This is a genomic window from Amycolatopsis sp. NPDC057786 (assembly GCF_042797905.1).
Taxonomy (GTDB): Bacteria; Actinomycetota; Actinomycetes; order Mycobacteriales; family Pseudonocardiaceae; genus Amycolatopsis.
In genome coordinates, this window is the sequence record NZ_JBHVKW010000008.1 from 25,589 (window position 1) to 43,686 (window position 18,098).

The following is an 18,098-nucleotide window of genomic DNA, read 5'->3' on the forward strand; positions in this document are numbered from 1 at the left end:
TCGCGGCCGACGTTGACGAAGCGCTGACAGCCCGCTGACGACTCCCGTCAGCTCCAGCCGGGCAGCGGAAGAGTGAGTTGTCCGGGGGCGTCCGGTGGCGCGGTCTCGTAGCGCGCAGGTGTCGCCGACAACCCGATCGGGTTGCGGGTCAGCCGCACCGACGTGCCGTCGGGCCGCGGGAGATCGACCGTCGGGTTCAGGCCGAGCCGTTCGGCCAGCGCGAACGCGCCCGCGATGTCGTTGACCTCCCCGGCGGGCACCCCGGCCGCGCTCAACTCCGCCGCCCACTCGGCCGCCGGACGCTTGCCGAGATGCTCTTCGAGCAGCGCGCGGAGTTCGGCCCGGTGCTCGACCCGCGCCGGATTGGTCGCGAACCGGGGGTCGTCCTCGAGTTCCGGCAGTCCGATGACCTCGCACAACGCCGCGAACTGCCGGTCGTTGCCGACGGCGAGCGCGAGTTCGTGGTCGGCGCAGGGGACGAGTTCGTAGGGGGCGATGCTGGGATGCCGGTTGCCCATCCGTGCCGGGACCGTCCCGCCGGAGGTGTAGGCGCTGCCCTGGTTGACCAGCGCCGCGAGCAGGCTGGACAGCAGGTCGATCTCGACCCGCTGTCCCTGCCCGGTCCGGTCGCGATGGCGCAGGGCGGCGAGGATGCCGACGCTCGCGAACAGCCCGGCAAGGACGTCGACGAGCGCGACGCCGACCTTCTGCGGCTCGCCCGCCGGGTCGCCGGTGATGCTCATCAGCCCGCCGACGGCCTGGATCAGCAGGTCGTAACCGGGCAGCGCGGCGCCGCCGCCGGAGCCGAAACCCGTGACGGAGCACAGGACGAGGCCGGGATTCGCCGCCAGCAGGACCTCCGGGCCGAGCCCGAGCCGCTCCATCACGCCGGGCCGGAAGTTCTCGACCACGACGTCGGCCTCCAGCGCGAGTGCCCTGGCCTTCGCGAGATCGTCCTGGTCGCCGAGGTCCAGCGCCACGCTCGTCTTGTTCCGGTTCACCGACTGGAAGTACGTCGCCTGACCTGCGGTGTCGTAGGGCGGTCCCCAGCTGCGGGTGTCGTCGCCGGTACCCGGCCGCTCGACCTTGATCACCGTCGCGCCGAGGTCGGCCAGCAGCATCGTGGCGAACGGGCCGGCGAGCACCCGCGAGAAGTCGAGGACGCGCAGCGGGCCGAGTGCGGTTTCGGGCATGGCCCGACCTTAAGCGGACGCTCGCGCCCGCGGAGTTGTGATCGCGCTCACGAACCCATTACTTTCCTCTAGGTACCTACTATCTCCGGGAAGGTAGCTTCGGTCGCGTCAACGAAACGCGAACCGAGGAGTGACCATGATCGTAGTGACCGGAGCGACCGGGAACGTAGGACGGCTGCTGGTGGAAAACCTTGTCGCCGCGGGAGAAGAAGTGACGGCGGTGTCGCGCCGGATCTCGCCGTCGGACGTGCCGGACGGCGTGCGGACCGTGCGGGCCGATCTCGCCCATGTCGAAGGGCTGAAGGAGGTTTTCGCCGGAGCGGACCGGGTTTTCCTTCTGACGTCGGGAGAATTCCTGGGGGCGGGCGGAGATGTCGCGGAGGTCGTCGCGGCGGCCGGTGAAGCCGAGATCGTTCTCCTGTCCTCCCAGGGGGTCGCGACCGGACGGCACGCGCCCGCGTTCGAGGAGGCGGTCAAGGCGGCGAGTCCGAAGTGGACGGTGTTGCAGCCGGGCGGCTTCGCGTCCAACGCTTTCCAGTGGGCACCGGCGATCCGGGCCGATCGGGTCGTCGCCGCGCCGTTCGGCGACGTCGCGCTGCCCGTCATCGACCCGGCGGACATCGCCGACGTCGCGGCGGCCGTGCTGACCGAACCCGGCCACAACGGCCGGACCTATGTGCTCACCGGACCCGAGCCGATCACGCCCCGGCGGCAGGCGGCGGATCTCGGCGACGCGCTCGGCGAACCGCTGCGGTTCGCCGAACTGAGCGAAGCCGAGGCGCGCGCCGCGATGTCGGAGTTCATGCCGCCGGTGGTCGTGGAGGCCACGCTCTCGATCCTCGGCAAGCCGACGGAGGAAGAGCGGCGGGTCAGCCTCGACGTCGAGAAGGTGCTCGGACGACCGGGGCGCACCTTCGCCGATTGGGCGGCGCGGAACGCCGCGGCGTTCAAGTGACACTCGGCTCACCTCGGCGGGGCCCCTGCGTTTAGGCGGTGTCCGGTAAGTCTGTTCGCGGTCTCCGCGCCCAGGCGGCCCCTGACGGCACGGGCGGTCCAGCCGAGTACGACCTGGTACGAGGCCGAACCGCCCGCACCGTCAGGAACCGCCTGGATCACGAAGCCCATCGAACAGACTTACCGGACACCGCCTAGACTGGAGGTCTATTTAAGGGGCCCCAAGTGGACCAACTCACTCTCGGCGTCATTTGTCACTCGCGAAAAGAAAACGAGTGGCGGCTTCCGATCCATCCGCGACATCTCGAGCGGATCGAACCCGGTCTGCGTAAGCGCATTTTTCTCGAAGACGGCTACGGCGAACGCTTCGGCATCCCGGACGAGGATCTCGCGCCCCTGGTCGGGGGTATGCGTTCCCGTGAACGGCTGATCGCGGACTGCGACGTCATTCTCCTCGCCAAACCGCTCGCGGAAGATCTGGCCGAACTCCGGCCGGGACAGACGCTTTGGGGCTGGCCGCACTGCGTCCAGGACGACAAGCTCACCCAGCTCGCCATCGACCGGAAACTGACCCTCATCGCTTTCGAAGCGATGAATCATTGGCGCGGTGACGGTTCTTTCGGCCTGCACGTCTTCCACAAGAACAACGAATTGGCCGGTTATTGTTCGGTGCTGCACGCGCTGCAGCTGACCGGCTCGACGGGTGACTACGGCCGCCGTCTCCGCGCGGTCGTGATCGGCTTCGGCGCGACCGCGCGCGGTTCGGTGACGGCGTTGAACGCGCACGGGATCCACGACGTGCACGTCCTCACCCACCGCGGCGTCACCGCGGTGGGTTCGCCGATCCACTCGGCGAACATCGTGCATCTCGACCACGATCTGAAGGGCCCGGCGGACCTCCGCCGCAGTCACGCGATCACCGAGGACGGTCGCGTGCCGCTGGCGGAGTTCCTCGCCGGGCACGACGTCGTCGTCAACTGTGTACTGCAGGACCCGAAGGCGCCGTTGACGTTCCTCGTCGAGGAAGACCTCGCCGTGTTCCGGCACGGAAGTCTCGTCGTCGACGTTTCCTGCGACGAGGCGATGGGGTTCAGCTGGGCCAAGCCGACGACGTTCACGGAGCCGACCTTCCAGGTCCGCGGTGTCACCTACTACGCCGTCGACCACAGCCCGTCCTACCTCTGGGACTCGGCGACCTGGGAGATCAGCGGCGCCCTGCTGCCGCATCTGGAGCAGGTGCTGGCGGGACGCTCCGCGTGGGCCGCCGACCCGACGCTCGACCGGGCGATCGAGATCAGCGAAGGCACGATCCGGAATCCCGACATCCTGGCCTTCCAGCACCGCTCGCCGGAGTATCCGCACACGCACCGGCGAGCCCGCGGATGAGAAAGTTCTCATCGAGCCCTCATCGGTGACTCACCCGCGGCGGGCAGCCTGGGTGGTATGCGAGTCCGAATGATCGTCCTGGCCGGGGCCGCCGCCGTCGTGGTGGCGGCCACCGGCACGTTCGCCGTCATCGCGGCCACCGCGGCCTCGCCACCCGATCTCGGCCCGGCGGTCGTCGCGCCGGCCGGGCGGGCCGTCACCGGGCCGGGAGAAGCGGGTGCCCCGCCCGCCGTCGTCCCGCCCCGGCTGGCCGGACACGACGACGACCTCGATGATGGCGTTGACCATGACGGTGACGACCACGACGGTGACGACCATTTCGACTTCGACCTCGACGACTGAGCCGGGCCGATGAGCGCCCGCGCCCGGATCCTCGCGTGGGTCCTGCTGGTCGTCCTGCTCGCCCTCGCCGGATCGCTGCTGGCCACCCGCACCGTCCTGCACAACCAGCTCGACCAGCGCCTCGACAACGAGATCGCGCACGAGACCGGCAAGCTCAGGGCCTTCCTGGCGTCGTCCGACGCCCGTCCCGCCGGGCGGCCCGCCACCGTCGAGGCGGTCCTCGGCCGTCACCTGGAACGGAACCTGCCCGAGAAGTACGAGACGTTCTTCTCGATCAGCGACGGCGCCGCGTCGAGGCGGAGCGCGATCGAGCCGCCGGTCCGGCTCGACACCGACCCGAAGTTCGTCGCGGAACTGTCCCGGGCGACGAGCCCGGCGTACGGGACGGTCACCACCGCGGTCGGATCCGCGCGGTACGGCGTGGTCCCGGTGACCATCGAAGGCTCGCCGGGCCGCGGCGCGCTGGTGATCGTCGAATTCGTCGACCACGCCGCCGGCGAGATCAACGACGTCGTCGGCGTGATGGCCGCGATGTCCGGGGCCGCGCTCGTGCTGGCCGGGCTGATCGGCTGGCTGGTCGCGGGCCGTATCCTCGCGCCGGTGCGGGAGGTCCGGCTGGCCGCCGAGCAGATCGGCGAGACCGATCTTTCGCGCCGGATCGAGGTCCGCGGCTCGGACGACGTGGCCGCGCTCGGGCGCACCTTCAACACGATGCTGGACCGGCTCGAAAGCGCCTTCGCCGGGCAGCGCGAGTTCATCGACGACGCCGGGCACGAACTGCGCACGCCGATCACCATCGTCCGCGGCCATCTCGAGCTGATGGGTGACGATCCCGAGGAGAACGCCGCCACGCGGCATCTGGTCCTCGACGAACTCGGGCGTATGCAACGGATCGTGGACGATCTGCTGGTCCTCGCGAAGTCCGGCAACCCCGGCTTCCTCACACTCGGTGAGACCGACCTCGCCGACCTCACCGTCGAGACCCTCGCCAAATCCCGTCCGCTGGCCGACCGCGTCTGGCGGCTCGACGCGGTCGCCGAGGTGAAGGTCCGCGCGGACGGCCAGCGGCTCGCGCAGGCGTTGCTGCAGTTGGTCTCCAACGCCGTCCGGCACACCTCGCCGGGCCAGGAGATCGCCCTCGGCTCCGAGGTGACCGCGACGACGGCGCGGCTGTGGGTCCGCGACACCGGCGAGGGGGTCCCGCCGGATTCGAGAAGCCGGATCTTCGAGCGATTCAAACGCGGCAGCAACTCGAACGGCGACGACGGCGCCGGGCTCGGGCTGGCGATCGTCGCCGCTATCGCCGAAGCGCACGGTGGCCGCGTCCTGCTCGACACCGTGCCCGGCGAAGGCGCGCGGTTCACCATGGAGATCCCCGTCGCGGAAGGTGCGGACGTGTGACCAGTGTGCTGGTGGTGGAGGACTCCGCCCGGATCGGCGCGTTCGTCGAGAAAGGACTGCGGGCGCAGGGATTCGCGACCCGCTGGGTCAAGACCGGCTCCGAAGGGCTGACGGAGGCGCTGACCGGCGCGCACGACCTGGTCGTCCTCGACCTCGGTCTCCCGGACCTCGACGGCTCGGATCTGCTGCGGGCTCTGCGGGCGGCGGGCCGGACGGTGCCGGTGATCATCTTGACCGCGCGGGACAGCGTCGTCGACCGCGTCGCCGGGCTGTCCGGCGGCGCCGACGACTATCTGGCCAAACCCTTCGCCTTCGAAGAACTGCTGGCCCGGATCCGCTTGCGGTTAAGGGGCAATCCCGAAGCCGAGCCGGCGGTGTTGCGTGCCGGGGAGCTCTCGCTCGACCTGCGCACACGGAAGGTTTCGGTGGCGGGGGAGGAGAAGGACCTCACCGCCCGCGAGTTCGCGCTGCTGGAGACGTTGCTGCGGAATCGCGGCCAGGTGCTGTCGCGCGAGCAGCTGCTCGGCGGGGTCTGGGGTTTCGACTTCGACCCGGGATCGAACGTGGTGGACGTCTACATCCGTTACCTGCGCGGGAAGATCGGTGCCGAGCGGATCGAAACCGTGCGGGGCATGGGCTATCGGCTCGGTGAGTCCGGATGAGACGGTTCTCATCCGGCTCTCACAGCGGTCTCTTCTTCTTCCGCCACAGTGGTTTTCATGACCACGACACTGCTTCATCTCGCCGTCGACCTCGTCGCCGCCGTCATCCTCGCGTACGGAATCTACGCCCGTCGTCACCACCGCGGTGACCTCGCCTGCGCTTATCTCGCGCTGAACGTCGGTGTCTGCGTCTCGGTCGCCGTGCTGCTTTCCGTGTCGACCGCGAGCGCGCTGGGACTCGGCCTGTTCGGCGTGCTGTCGATCATCCGGCTGCGGTCCGATTCGATCAGCCAGCAGGAGGTCGCGTACTACTTCGTCGCACTGGTGCTGGGCCTGGTGAACGGGCTGCCGTCCGCGGACTGGCGGATCGTCGCGGTCTTCAACGTCCTGCTGCTCGCCGTCATGTACGTCGCGGACCACCCGTCGCGCACGCGCGGCCCGCAGCGGCGCACGGTCGTGCTCGACACCGTGTACCCCGACGAACAGACGATGCTGATGGAACTGCGGGCGCGGCTCGGCGGAACGGTCGTGCGGCACAGTGTGTCCGAAGTGGACTATGTCCGTGAGGTGACCGTCGTCGACGTCCGGTTCCGCCCGGACGCCGCCGCCGTCGTCCACGGCGCCCCGGCGGGGCACCGGTGAGCGGGCGCGGAACGGCCACCGTCGCGGCGGTGGCGAAAGGACTTCCGTCGCTGTCGCTGGCCGAAGTCGTCGCCACGAGCGGGCTGATGAGCCGCACGGACCGCAAATACGTCCTGCCGCTCAACGACTTCCTGGCCGTCACCGAGGCATTGTCGCTACGCTGCCTGGAGATCGACGGGCAACGCGTGTTCGGCTACTCGTCGACGTATTTCGACACCCCGGACCTCGCGATCTACCGGGCGCACCGGCAGGACCGGCGGCGCCGGTTCAAGATCCGCACCCGGACCTACACCGATTCGGCCGACACCTACTGCGAGCTCAAGGTGAGCGGGCGGCGCGACGAGACGGTCAAGGTCCGCCGCCCGCATCCGGCCGAGGCGGCGCACGGCCTGACCGCGCCCGCGCTGACGTTCCTCGACGACGCCCTGACCGCCGCTTACGGCCGCCCGGCACCCCGGCCGCTGACCCCCGCGCTGATCACCGACTACCGGCGGACCACCCTCGTCGCCGCCGACGCGCGGATCACCTGCGACACGTCGCTGGTCTGGCGTTCGGGTTCGCGGAGCCTCGCCGCCGGGGGCGACCTGGTGCTGCTGGAGGTGAAGTCGGCGTCCGAGCGCACCAGCGTCACCGAGGCGCTGGCGAAACTGCGGATCCGGGAGCAGTCGGTGAGCAAATACTGCGCGGGCCTGGTGGCGCTGGGGCTGGCCACCGGCGGGAACCGGTGGCGGCCGGCGCTGCGGCGGCTCGGCGTGGCGTAACGATCGCGGCGCGGCGGCCGACCCTTGCTTTCGGGTTCCGAGCGAGGGAGATCGAACATGAGGATCAGAGAGAAGGCCGCGCTCGCCGTGGCGGGGCTGGCCACCGCCGCGGCCGGGGGCACCGTGTTCGCCGGGACTTCCGGCGCCGTCGGCCCGTCGCCTGCGCCGAGCGTGCAGGCCGCGGAGACGTCGTGCGTGACCGACGGCGCCGGGATGTGCACCGTGCACCACGCGCTGGGCGCGGTCCCGGCGGTGGTGGTCGTCTCCGCGAACACGCCAGGACAGTTCAACGCGTACATGCTGAACACGGTGCAGGGTTCGTACACGGCGACCACGTTCCAGGTGCGGGCGATGTTCAACCAGACCACGCCGAAGGCCGGTGGGGCGATCTGGTTCAGCTTCGCGGCCTATGGCGGTGCCCCGGTGACCACCACGCCGAAGCCGCCATCGACGACCTTGCCGCCGACTACGCCGACTACGCCGACGCGGCCGACCAGCGCAACGCCGACGCCGACCACAGCACCTCCTGAGACCACCACTACGCCTCCGGGTGGTGGCTCCGGCCTGGGCAGCTGACTGTCCAAAGAGGACCGGTAATCGACTACCGCGACGGCGGCCGGTCGTCCAGCTCGTCGGCGAGAATCGCGTCGACACGGAGACCGGCTCGCCGCAGTACCCGGATGCTCGCCCTCAGTGACACCACGAGGCCGAGGGCGGCTATGACACCGAGCCCGATGGCGACCGGATTCGCCACGAGCGCCTCCCTGCCCCGATGGGCCCGGGCGGCGTGCCACCCGGCGCTGGTCCCTGCAACCTAGACGAGACGGCCTCGTCTGGAGCCGGAAACCAGCTGATCGGCCTAGGCGATCGTGGCAGGTGAGCGCTGTGATAACTTGGAGCGAACTGGGACCTCTGTGCGTTCGCAAACCCGCTGTTCGGGCTGGGACGGCTCCCGTGGAGGTGTCAGGGCACCGTTGGGGCCGGTAGCTCAGTTGGTTAGAGCAGGGGACTCATAATCCCTTGGCCGTCGGTTCGAGCCCGACCCGGCCCACCACATCGATACCGCTGCCGACCTGCGGGAATGTTGCCCTTCGACGGCAATTTCGCCTCGGCGTTAATCGCGACTGGGCTCCGTTATGTCTCCGTTTGCTCCGGTGTGCCGATAGTTGGAGAAGTGGTGCCCGTAGCTGCGACCGGATCTGCTCCCGTGGATAAGGTGAATGATCACCGGGAGGGGTGGGATGGAGGCAGCACGGCGTGGTGACAGGTGGACCGAGGAGAAAGAAGATCACCTTCTGTGCAAGCTGTTCGATCAGGAAGAGCCCGGGGCGATCGCGGCCGCACATCAGCGCTCGGTGGTTTCGATCCTGTTGCGGGGCGAGCAGCTGGCAGGCAGCATGGCCTCCATGCTCGACAGGATCACTTCGGCGGCCGCTGAGTGGACACCACCTCCGCCACGTTCCACGTCCGGGAGCCTTGCGCGACGATCGCAATCGCGGCCACGGCAAGCACCTTCGATGGGACAGTCGTAAGTAGCCTTACTGTGGCCTTCGATCACCGGATTGCCTTCGGAACGCCTGGCCGACGGCCCAGAGCTATCGGTGCTGGTCCGGCATGATGCGACCGCGCTCGAGGCAGTGGGCATCCGATTGTTCCAGCGGTATGGGACGCTGGAGCTTTCTGACTGGGTGCTCGATTGTGATTGGCTCGACGTCGAGCGACTGACCCTCACTCCGGAGCAGATCATCGACGGGTCGGACGAAGTGCCGTGGATCGGTGCCGAGCTGCTCCGAGCAGCGCTGGTTAAAGTACCCGTCGGTGACAGGGACATCCTCCTGAGGCGCATGGGCCTCGACGGTGAGTCTGTGACTCTGTCCTCAATCGGTGAGTACTTCGAGGTCAGCGGTGAACGGATCCGGCAGCGGGAGGTCCGCGGGCTGCGAAGAGCTGCCGTCACGTCTTCGCCGGGGCGCGGTCTTCCGATCGTGGGACCACGTTCATGGCGTTCTTCGGAAGGCGTTGTGCGCCGAAGATGGCCAGCTCGACACGCGGCTTCTGCTCTCGTTCGTCGAATCAGTCGTTCCCGCTGCGCCGAGGCGCTCGGTTCTACGGCTGGTCGCGGGGCTTTGCGGCTTTCTGGAGGACGAGGTGGCCGGCCTCGAACTGCGGGTTCGGAGCCTCGAAGCCGAACGTGTGCCAGAACGCGCTGAGCGGGAGCGTGCCGAACGCGAGCTCGGCAAGCTCGCGAAGGTAATAGATGGCGCGTCGTGGCCTGCAGGAAGTGGCATAGTCGCTGTGGCGTTTCCGGTCGACGGGCCACAACGTGCGCCCCGCGAGCCAGATGACCGCAGCAACTCCAGGTACCTGGACCCAGCGCGGCTAGGCAGGTGGGTCGGCTATGACTCGGATGCTGAGCGGGCCATGATCACCTTGGTGGAGGAGGCTGGCCTCCGCCAATTACAGCAGCGGATCCACGCCCAGGCGGACAACATCTACTTGGCCGTGCCCGATATGATCGACTGCAACCACGACAGCGATAGCATGTACGCGATGTTCAGTGGCTGTGGTGGTGGCGACCTGTGTTCGGATGTGGCCATCGAGCACTACTTGACGCCTTCCGCTCGCGCTTGGCTGACGTGACTGAGCAGCGGACGTGGCGCCGATTCGACGAGTTCTTTCACCTCTTTGATCCCTAGTCCGTCCACACACACGCGAACCAGTTTGATCACTTGGATCTTTCTCTTGCCGGGGTCGGCGAGGATGACTTCAAAGTTGCCGATGTCGTCTATTGGGCCTCGCTGCTCTTGGAGTGCGTCGTGATCGATGGCGGAGATTACGACGGCAAGGTCTGGCTCGGCGGACATGGACAGAGCGGTGAGTTGCTGGCTCGGGCCAGTCATCTGAACCTGGAGTTCATCGCAGGCGTCGTTGACGATCGTTGCTGCGTCGGCGACTTCCCATCGGACGCCATGCAAAGACTCTCGGGAGAACCGAGCTGCGAGGATCGCTTCGGTGTATGTGTCCGTAGGCGTCGGGGTCAGTGTTGCGCACCGCGATGATGCGTTGGCTGTGTAACCCGGGTGCGGCCGCAAAGGCTTCCCTCGCCGTTGTCAAAACCTAGCCGCAGACCATCAGCCTGCCGCCGTCGTCGTGGGACGACGCTCGGGTATTGCGGACATGTTCGGTACCAGGACGGCAATGGAGGCTTCGCCGGCTTCCACTCCGATTGGCGCGGCCGCGGCGTCGTTATCCTCGAAGGCTTCGGCCAGCGTACCGAGGACGATATCCGGATCGTTATCGACCAACCGTTGCCAGAGTCCGTCGAGTTCGGCCTGCCACTGGTCGTGGAGCAGACAATTCTTCTCGCGAAGGGTTGCCAGCTCGGCCTGCGCTGCTTGCGCAGCTCTTACGTTGGCTTGCTTGCGTGTTTTCCGCGCGAATACGTTAATGCCCGACAAACTGGATTTCAGATGCCTGGCGAGGACTTTGTGCTCGTCTGGCGCTGCTGGCTGCGGAGCGACAAGATGTTGAGCTTCAGGGAAATCGGGTCGATGCAGCGTGAGGATGGCCTGCAGTGCCGACGCCAGCGCTTCGGCTTGCCGAGCGTCGAGCACCACATCGCCGAGCGACCCCTACGTCGTCACGTCAGTACCGCGGAAGTCGATGCCTGCCGCCTCACTGCCCGCTCCCACACTCGCGTGCTGCCTTCTCCAGCTTGGCCTTGTCGGTCTCCTCGACGACCGTCGCGCCGCTGGGGTCCTCCCGCACCACGATGCCGTGGTCACGCAGACACTGGTCGTACTTCGCCTGCCGGTCCGCTTCGGCGGGGTCGGTGGTCTTCACCTTGCCGCCTCCAGCGAACTGCTTGCACTGTTGTTGAGCTGCCTCCAGCTTCGCGGGATCTTCCTGCGGCGGGGCCTGGGCGGGCTCTCCGCGGCCACCGACGTTCGGGTCGGGATCGGGTACGTCGGCCCCGTGCTCGCGCATGCACTGTGCCCACTTCACCGCCATCTCGTCGGGGTTGGGCAGCGGGTCGACGCGATTCGACGGGTCGGTCGTGCAGGCGGTCAACACCGCCATCACCGCGATCGCGGCCGCCACCTTGCCCAGTCCTGCGAACACCCTCATTGAGCCTCCTGATGTCGAGCCGGGGGATCCGGCCGTTCAGGTCTACCTGCTCGAGGGTTTCCGGATCGTTTCGCAGGCGAGGGGAATCGCGACGGTGACGCGGAGTCCTCCTCCGGGTCGGGCTGACGCGGTGACCGTGCCGTCGTGGGCGCGGACGATCGAGTCCACAATGGATAGTCCGAGGCCGCTGCCGCCGTCGGCGGTGTCGCGTGCCTGGCCGCGGCGGAACGGTTCGAACAGCAGGGGAATCTCGTCCTCGGCGATGTCCTGGCCAGTGTTGGCTACGACGAGCCCGTCGTAGCCGGTGCCGACCCATACCGTGCCGCCGGGTGAGTTGTGCCTGATGGCGTTGGTGATCAGGTTGGTGGCGAGTTGCTGCAGCAGGGCGCTGTCCCCGAGCACGGTCGACGAGTCGAGCTCGGTTCTCACCTCGACGCCGCGTGCCACTGCTTCCGCGCGGTGCTGTTCGACTGCTCGTGTCACGATCTCGTCCAGTTGGAGCGGCACGCGGGTGTCCAGGCCGCGGTCGCTGCGGGCGAGCACCAGCAGGCCGTCGATGAGCCGTTCGATCTGACGGTTGGCGGTGAGGATCTGATCGCGGGTCCGCGCAGTCTCGGCCGGTGTGGGCTCGCCGGCCAGGCCGATCTGTGCGGCGGCCCGCTGCACCGCGAGCGGTGTGCGCAGTTCGTGTGAGGCGTTCGCGACGAACCGCTTCTGGCTGTCGAAGGCTGACTCGAGCCGGTCGAGCATATCGTCGAGCGTCTCGGCCAGGTCGGTGAGCTCGTCGCGGGGCCCTTGTAGCGCAAGGCGTTCGTGCAGGTTCGACGATGAGAGCCGTCGTGCGGTCGTGGTGATCGTGTGCAGCGGGCGCAGTACCCGGCCTGAGAGCCACCAGCATGCCAGCGCGGCCAGCGCCGCTACGACGACCAGGCACACTCCGGAGAACAGCATGAGGGTGTCGAGGGTCAGTGCCTGGATCCGGTTCGCGACGGTGTCACCTGAGCCGCCGTCGATCGGTGGTTTCGGTGCGACGGCGGGAACGCTCAGCCCACCGTCGTCAGGACCGGTGGCGCGGCGCAGCAGGACTGGGAAGCGACCGCGCATCAGCAGGTAGATCGCGGTTAGCAGGACCGCGCCAGAGCCGAGGAACAGGCCTCCGTACAGTGCGGTCAGCCGCACGCGGACGGTGAACCGGGTGGGTCTGGGGTCAGATCCGGTAGCCGGCACCGGGCACCGTCTCGATCAGGGATGGCGCGCCAAGCTTGGTGCGCAGCTTCGACATGGCGACCTTGACCGCGTTGGTGAACGGATCGGCGTGCTCGTCCCACGCGAGTTCGAGGAGCCGTTCGGTGCTCACCACCGCGCCCTGTGCGCGTAGGAGCACCGCGAGCACCGCGAACTCTTTGGGTGTGAGGTTGATCGGCGCACCGTCGCGGGTCACCGCGCGGTTTGCCACGTCCAGGCGCACTCCTTTGCGCTCCAGCACCGGGGGCAGGCCGGGCTGGCACCGTCGGCCCAGAGCGTGTATCCGAGCGAGCAGTTCGGGGTACTCGAACGGCTTGGTGAGGTAGTCGTCGGCTCCCCGCCGCAGGCCGTCCACCTTGTCCTCCAGCGAACCCGCGGCGGTGAGCATGAGCACTCTGGTCCGGCTGCCCGCGGCGACCAGTTCGGCGCACACCTCGTCACCGTGCCTGCCCGGCAGATCGCGGTCGAGGACGAGCACGTCGTAGTCGTGCACGGCCAGCTGTTGCTGAGCGGAGAGCCCGTCGTGCACGACGTCGACCGCCATCGCTTCGCGGCGCAGGCCTGCCGCCACCAGTTCGGCGAGTGCCACCTCGTCCTCGGCCACCAGAACCCGCATGTGCCGAGTATGGGGTACGCGAGGTTTCCAGAGCGTTTCCAGGGACGCGGAGACCCTCCGGAAACACCCGTTCGAGTAGATCGGAGGCATTACCGAGTCGAGGAGGGCCCGATGGGGCGAAGGAGATCGACGATGCTCGCGACGCTCGCCGCGGTCGCGGTGGCGGCCGGTGTGACCGCGACACTCGTGCTGAACGGCGGCGATGATGCCGGGCAGCGACAGCAGACGCGGCCTGGCAAGACCACCGAGGTGCGCAGGCAGACTCTCGTCGAGCATGAGTCGCTACCAGGACGTCTGGGATACGCGGGCAAGTACGACGTGTTCGCTTCCGGAGACGTCGGTGTCGTGACGGCGTTGCCGAAGATCGGTGATGTGGTCGATCGTGGTGCGGCCGTGTACTTCGTGAACGACGTCGCTGTTCCGCTGTTGTTCGGGGACAAGCCCCTCTGGCGTGAGCTGAGGCAGGGGATGACCGCGGGTGCGGATGTCCGCCTGCTTGAGGAGAACCTGAAGGCGCTGGGGTATGGAGGGTTCACCGTGGACGACCGGTTCGACGGCGCCACCGCGGCCGCGGTGCGGAGCTGGCAGAAGAAGATCGGGCACCCTCGGACCGGCACGATCGCGGTCGGTGCGGTGGTGATCACGCCGGGTCCGCTGCGGGTGTCCGAACTGACGGTGCGGGCCGGCGGGCCAGCGCAGGGCAAGGTCCTGTCCGGAACGGGCACGATGCGGCTGGTCGTTGTCGATGTGCCCGCCGACAGGCAGGCCTTGGTCGTCGCGGACGCCGAGGTGAACGTCGTGCTGCCCGGCGGTGCGCGGACCAGGGGACGTGTCGGCGCGGTCGGCAAGGTCGCCGTCGCCCGCGAGGGCAAGGGATCGGTGATCGAGACGGAGGTCGTGCTCACCGATCCGGCCGCGGTCGGTGCGCTGGACGCGGCGCCCGTGCAGGTCGAGTTCGCCGGTGAAAGCAGGAAGGACGTGCTGGTCGTGCCGGTGGGTGCTCTGCTCGCGCTTCCTGAGGGCGGACACGCCGTCGAGGTTGTCGACGGCACCGGCGCCAGGAAGGTCGCGGTCGAACTCGGCATGTTCGCCGCGGGGCAGGTCGAGGTCAGCGGACCGGAGCTGCGCGAGGGTGTGCAAGTGAAGGTGGCTGGTGTATGACCCAGGTCATCGAACTGAGTGGCGTGTCGAAGGTGTATGCGGGCGATGTTCACGCGCTGCGCGCGGTGGACCTGAGCGTGCACGCAGGCGAACTGCTCGCCGTGGTCGGCCCGTCGGGCTCGGGCAAGTCGACGCTGCTGCAGCTGATGGGAACGCTCGACCGTCCCACGTCGGGCACGGTCCGGTTGCTGGGGCACGACGTGGCGGCGCTGGACGACCGGGCGCTGTCGGCGGTTCGCGCGCACTGGGTCGGGTTTGTGTTCCAGCGCTTCTTCCTCACTCCGCACCTGACCGCGTTGTGGAATGTGGCGAACGGCCTGCTGTACCAGGGAGCGGGGAGAACGGAACGGGGCCGTCGTGCGAAGGAAGCGTTGCACCGGGTCGGCCTCGGTCACCGGGTCGACCACCTGCCGTCGGAGCTGTCCGGTGGTGAGCGGCAGCGGGTGGCGATCGCCCGCGCCCTGGTGGGCCGTCCGGCGATCGTGCTGGCCGACGAACCGACCGGTGCGCTCGACTCGTCGTCGGGACGGGTGGTGCTGGACCTGTTGCACGAGCTGAACACGGAAGGAACGACGATCGCGGTGATCACGCACGATCTCGCCGTCGCGCGGTCGTTGCCTCGCCGGGTGGAGGTGCTCGACGGCGCGGTGCGCCACGACAGCGTGAGGGGATCGGCATGACGGACCTGCCCCAGCCCGCCAGAACGACCGTCGCGGATCTGGTGCGGGAGGGACTCGGTGGCGTGGCAGGGCGCCCTGCCAGGGCGGTGTTGTCGGCATTGGGTATCGCGATCGGTGTGGCCGCGATGGTCGCCGTGCTCGGCATCTCTGCGTCGAGCCAGGCGGAGCTGCAGGCGCGGCTGGACGCGCTGGGTACGAACCTGTTGCGCGTCGGAGCGGGGAACACCGTGCAGGGCAAGCCCGCGAAGCTGCCGGAGAACGCCTCGGCCATGGTGAACCGGATCGAGTCGGTGCACCGCGTTGCGGCTGCCGGCACGGTCGAGCGAGTACCGGTGCTGCGCAACGACGAGGTGGACCCGCTGGCCACCGGCGGCATCACCGTCGAAGCGGTCGAGACGGACCTGCTCGGCACCCTCGAAGCCGTCGTGCGCACCGGATCGTGGCTCAACGACGCCACCTCGCGCTACCCCGTGGTGGTGCTCGGCAGCGAGGCGGCGAAACGGCTCGCGATCGACACCGCAGGAGACCAGATCTATCTGGGCGACAGGTGGTTCACCGTGCTCGGTGTGCTCGAACCCGTGCCGCTCGCGGCCGAGTTGGACAGATCCGCCATGGTCGGCTGGGCCGCGGCACAGCGCTACCTCGGCTTCGACGGGCATCCCACCACGGTTTACGAACGGTCGGATCCGTCCAGAGTGGACGAGGTGCGCGCGGTGCTGCCGGTGACGGTGAACCCGGAGCACCCGGAGGAGGTCGCGGTGAGCAGGCCCTCCGACGCGCTGGCTGCCCAGCTCCAGGCCAAGGCGACGTTCACGGCATCGTTCCTCGGGCTCGGAGCGGTGGCATTGCTCGCCGGCGGTGTCGGGGTGGCCAACACGATGGTGATCTCCGTGCTGGAACGGCGCTCCGAGATCGGGCTGCGACGTGCGCTGGGAGCACGCCGCAGTCAGATCAGGGCACAGTTCCTCGCCGAGGCCGTGCTGATGTCCGGGTTCGGCGGAGTGGCGGGTGTGCTGCTCGGCCTCGTGGCGAGCGTCGGCTACGCGGTGAGCAACAGCTGGCTGCTCGCGTTGCCTGTCGAGGCGATCGCGGGTGGTGTCGCATCGTCCGTCCTCGTCGGCGTGGTGGCGGGTTGGGTGCCGGCCGGGCGAGCCGCGGCACTGGCGCCGACGGTGGCTCTCGCGGCGACCTGACCGCGGAAACCACGTGGAAACGCGGCCGCCGGTAGACCTTCACACCATGAGAACCCCACGAGGCGTCACCCTGCTCGTCACGGCGTTGGTGGCGGCAAGCGTTGTCACAGCGGCAAGTCCGGTGGCTCTCGCGTACGACCGGGCGCTTGACCCGTTCTACGCGCAGTCCGCCGAATGGAAGGACTGCAACGTCCTCTTCCCTGACCCCGCGGTGGCCGGGGCTCCTGTGGAACTCCCCGAGTGCGCGGCGATCGTGGTGCCGAGGGACTACCGGCGGCCCCAGGCGGGCACCCTGAGCATCGCGGTGCACCGGCGCAAGGCCAAGGACCCCGCCCAGCGCCAGGGCGTGCTGATGCTCAACCCCGGAGGGCCCGGCGGCGACGGCATCCTCATGCCCGGCCAGTTCGGCAACCAGGCCATCGCGCAGGCGTTCGACCTGATCGGCTTCTCGCCCAGGGGAACCGGATTTTCCACCAACCTGTGGTGCGCGGTGGACAGCGGAACCGGCACCACGCCGACCAGGCCGACCGACGAACAGTTCGCCGCGATCACCGCCGAAGCCCGCAGGCTCGAGGAACAGTGCGCACACACAGGTGGCGAACTGCGCGAACACATCACCACCGCCAACACCGCCAGGGACATGGATGTGATCCGCGCGGCCATCGGTGAGAAGAAGATCAACTACCTGGGCTTCTCCTACGGCACCTACCTGGGCGCCGTCTACGGCAGCCTGTTCCCCCAGCACCTCAACCGCAGCGTCCTGGACTCGTCGATGCACCCGGACTGGTTCTACTACGAGGCTTTCAAGACCCAGGCTGTCGCCTCCAAGCAGAACTTCGACGCCTGGGCGGCATGGGTCTCGCAACGTGACAACACGTATGGCCTCGGGCGAACGGGGCGCGACGTGCACGCGGCGATGGAGGCGCTGGGGGAGCGGCTCGCTCTCAAGCCTGTGCCGGGCGGGCCGCAGCACGCGCCGTTGGTCACCAGGGACGTGCTGGACCAGATGCTCGGCTTGGACACCGTGGCGCGCCCCAGCTGGCACGTCACCGCCTTGATGATCAAAGCCATTCGTGAGTCGGCCGGCACCGGTGCGCTGTCGGCGGACGCCGCCTCGGCACTCGGAACTCTGATCGCGCAGAGGGAAACCGTCCGTGTCAACGGTGTCTGGTACGCGGTGACGTGCGAAGCGAACTGGCATACCGACCTCAACGTCTACTACCGGCAGATGCGGATCTTCCGCGAGCGCTACCCCTATGGACCCGGTGCGATGGCGGCCGCACCGAAGCACTGCACGTTCAGCTCGTCCCGGCCGACGGAGAAGCTGGTGCCGCTCAAGCGATCCGGGTACCCCGCGGGGCTCGTCGTGCAGGCTGAATACGATCCGAAGACCCAGTACGCCGGGGGTCCGGCGATGGCGCGCAGGCTCTCCGCCCGCCTGCTCACCGTGACAGACGAGGGTGGCCACGGCATGTACGGGCGGAACTCCTGTGCCACCAAGCGAGTCGACGACTACCTGATCAACGGCGTCCTGCCTGTCGCCGGAGCGACCTGCCCCGGTGCGCCCCGGCCTGACATCGCCGCGGACGGAGAACCCCAGTCCGCATCGCCGACAGGTTCGCTCACCGAACAGGTCAGGGCCGCGTCGGCACCGTCCACTCGAGCGGGTGCCGAATCGCGGTGATGGTGGCCCATATGGGCTTCTGTAACTGATGCACGGCCAATGGGCATGGG

20 protein-coding genes and 1 tRNA gene are annotated in these 18,098 nt (G+C 68.5%); 14 read left to right on the forward strand and 7 right to left on the reverse strand.

Annotation, left to right across the window (positions count from 1 at the left end):
• Positions 1 to 47: 47 nt before the first annotated feature.
• Complete coding sequence (locus ACFVM3_RS07855) at positions 48 to 1,193, reverse strand: CaiB/BaiF CoA transferase family protein (protein WP_378436652.1); 1,146 nt, start codon at positions 1,191 to 1,193, stop codon at positions 48 to 50.
• Between the two features lie 136 nt (positions 1,194 to 1,329).
• Here ACFVM3_RS07855 and ACFVM3_RS07860 point away from each other — a divergent pair, with 136 nt between their 5' ends.
• From ACFVM3_RS07860 to ACFVM3_RS07895, 8 genes are all read left to right on the forward strand, one after another.
• Positions 1,330 to 2,148, forward strand: a complete 819-nt coding sequence (locus tag ACFVM3_RS07860; RefSeq protein ID WP_378436654.1) for an NAD(P)H-binding protein — start codon at positions 1,330 to 1,332, stop codon at positions 2,146 to 2,148.
• Between the two features lie 224 nt (positions 2,149 to 2,372).
• Complete coding sequence (locus ACFVM3_RS07865) at positions 2,373 to 3,533, forward strand: N(5)-(carboxyethyl)ornithine synthase (protein ID WP_378436655.1); 1,161 nt, start codon at positions 2,373 to 2,375, stop codon at positions 3,531 to 3,533.
• Positions 3,534 to 3,590: 57 nt separating this feature from the next.
• Complete coding sequence (locus ACFVM3_RS07870; protein ID WP_378436657.1) at positions 3,591 to 3,875, forward strand: hypothetical protein; 285 nt, start codon at positions 3,591 to 3,593, stop codon at positions 3,873 to 3,875.
• Between the two features lie 9 nt (positions 3,876 to 3,884).
• Positions 3,885 to 5,276 carry a sensor histidine kinase gene (locus ACFVM3_RS07875; RefSeq protein WP_378436659.1) on the forward strand — a complete coding sequence of 464 codons (1,392 nt, stop codon included), beginning with the start codon at positions 3,885 to 3,887 and terminating at the stop codon, positions 5,274 to 5,276.
• On the forward strand, positions 5,273 to 5,938 hold the full coding sequence (locus ACFVM3_RS07880; RefSeq protein WP_126729373.1) for a response regulator transcription factor: 666 nt from the start codon (positions 5,273 to 5,275) through the stop codon (positions 5,936 to 5,938). Before ACFVM3_RS07875 ends, ACFVM3_RS07880 begins: the two co-directional genes overlap by 4 nt.
• A 57-nt stretch (positions 5,939 to 5,995) precedes the next feature.
• A complete protein-coding gene (locus ACFVM3_RS07885) occupies positions 5,996 to 6,580 on the forward strand; it encodes a DUF4956 domain-containing protein (RefSeq protein ID WP_034321767.1) in 585 nt (194 codons plus the stop codon).
• Positions 6,577 to 7,341, forward strand: coding sequence for a polyphosphate polymerase domain-containing protein (locus ACFVM3_RS07890; protein WP_378436662.1), 765 nt, complete (start codon positions 6,577 to 6,579; stop codon positions 7,339 to 7,341). Before ACFVM3_RS07885 ends, ACFVM3_RS07890 begins: the two co-directional genes overlap by 4 nt.
• 57 nt (positions 7,342 to 7,398) lie before the next feature.
• Positions 7,399 to 7,917 carry a hypothetical protein gene (locus ACFVM3_RS07895; protein ID WP_378436663.1) on the forward strand — a complete coding sequence of 173 codons (519 nt, stop codon included), beginning with the start codon at positions 7,399 to 7,401 and terminating at the stop codon, positions 7,915 to 7,917.
• A gap of 25 nt (positions 7,918 to 7,942) precedes the next feature.
• On the opposite strand, the gene ACFVM3_RS07900 is transcribed toward ACFVM3_RS07895, so the two are convergent.
• Positions 7,943 to 8,095 carry a hypothetical protein gene (locus tag ACFVM3_RS07900; protein WP_378436665.1) on the reverse strand — a complete coding sequence of 51 codons (153 nt, stop codon included), beginning with the start codon at positions 8,093 to 8,095 and terminating at the stop codon, positions 7,943 to 7,945.
• Positions 8,096 to 8,318: 223 nt separating this feature from the next.
• Between ACFVM3_RS07900 and ACFVM3_RS07905 the strand changes: the two genes are divergently transcribed.
• Together ACFVM3_RS07905 and ACFVM3_RS07910 are read left to right on the forward strand one after the other, a co-directional pair.
• A tRNA-Ile gene (locus ACFVM3_RS07905) sits at positions 8,319 to 8,395 on the forward strand.
• Between the two features lie 851 nt (positions 8,396 to 9,246).
• On the forward strand, positions 9,247 to 9,981 hold the full coding sequence (locus tag ACFVM3_RS07910) for a hypothetical protein (protein ID WP_378436856.1): 735 nt from the start codon (positions 9,247 to 9,249) through the stop codon (positions 9,979 to 9,981).
• On the opposite strand, the gene ACFVM3_RS07915 is transcribed toward ACFVM3_RS07910, so the two are convergent.
• The 5 genes from ACFVM3_RS07915 to ACFVM3_RS07935 form a co-directional block, all read right to left on the reverse strand.
• The gene (locus ACFVM3_RS07915) at positions 9,945 to 10,316 is read right to left on the reverse strand and encodes a ribosomal protein L7/L12 (protein WP_378436667.1); all 372 of its coding nucleotides are present in this window, start codon (positions 10,314 to 10,316) and stop codon (positions 9,945 to 9,947) included. The genes ACFVM3_RS07910 and ACFVM3_RS07915 overlap by 37 nt on opposite strands.
• Before the next feature lie 156 nt (positions 10,317 to 10,472).
• Positions 10,473 to 10,958 carry a hypothetical protein gene (locus tag ACFVM3_RS07920; protein ID WP_378436669.1) on the reverse strand — a complete coding sequence of 162 codons (486 nt, stop codon included), beginning with the start codon at positions 10,956 to 10,958 and terminating at the stop codon, positions 10,473 to 10,475.
• Between the two features lie 58 nt (positions 10,959 to 11,016).
• The gene (locus ACFVM3_RS07925) at positions 11,017 to 11,469 is read right to left on the reverse strand and encodes a hypothetical protein (protein WP_378436671.1); all 453 of its coding nucleotides are present in this window, start codon (positions 11,467 to 11,469) and stop codon (positions 11,017 to 11,019) included.
• Positions 11,470 to 11,511: 42 nt separating this feature from the next.
• The gene (locus ACFVM3_RS07930; protein WP_378436673.1) at positions 11,512 to 12,648 is read right to left on the reverse strand and encodes a sensor histidine kinase; all 1,137 of its coding nucleotides are present in this window, start codon (positions 12,646 to 12,648) and stop codon (positions 11,512 to 11,514) included.
• 28 nt (positions 12,649 to 12,676) lie between these two features.
• Complete coding sequence (locus tag ACFVM3_RS07935) at positions 12,677 to 13,330, reverse strand: response regulator transcription factor (RefSeq protein WP_378436675.1); 654 nt, start codon at positions 13,328 to 13,330, stop codon at positions 12,677 to 12,679.
• 111 nt (positions 13,331 to 13,441) lie between these two features.
• On the opposite strand from ACFVM3_RS07935, the gene ACFVM3_RS07940 reads away from it, so the two are divergent.
• Genes ACFVM3_RS07940 through ACFVM3_RS07955 form a run of 4 tightly spaced genes read left to right on the forward strand, consistent with a single transcriptional unit; the run spans position 13,442 to position 18,048 of the window.
• A complete protein-coding gene (locus tag ACFVM3_RS07940; RefSeq protein ID WP_378436677.1) occupies positions 13,442 to 14,491 on the forward strand; it encodes a peptidoglycan-binding protein in 1,050 nt (349 codons plus the stop codon).
• Positions 14,488 to 15,171 carry an ABC transporter ATP-binding protein gene (locus tag ACFVM3_RS07945; protein ID WP_378436679.1) on the forward strand — a complete coding sequence of 228 codons (684 nt, stop codon included), beginning with the start codon at positions 14,488 to 14,490 and terminating at the stop codon, positions 15,169 to 15,171. The genes ACFVM3_RS07940 and ACFVM3_RS07945 overlap by 4 nt, the downstream gene beginning before the upstream one ends.
• Positions 15,168 to 16,364: an ABC transporter permease gene (locus tag ACFVM3_RS07950; RefSeq protein ID WP_378436681.1), complete on the forward strand. Its 1,197-nt coding sequence runs from the start codon at positions 15,168 to 15,170 to the stop codon at positions 16,362 to 16,364. Before ACFVM3_RS07945 ends, ACFVM3_RS07950 begins: the two co-directional genes overlap by 4 nt.
• Positions 16,365 to 16,410: 46 nt before the next feature.
• On the forward strand, positions 16,411 to 18,048 hold the full coding sequence (locus ACFVM3_RS07955) for an alpha/beta fold hydrolase (RefSeq protein WP_378436683.1): 1,638 nt from the start codon (positions 16,411 to 16,413) through the stop codon (positions 18,046 to 18,048).
• Positions 18,049 to 18,098 lie beyond the last annotated feature (50 nt).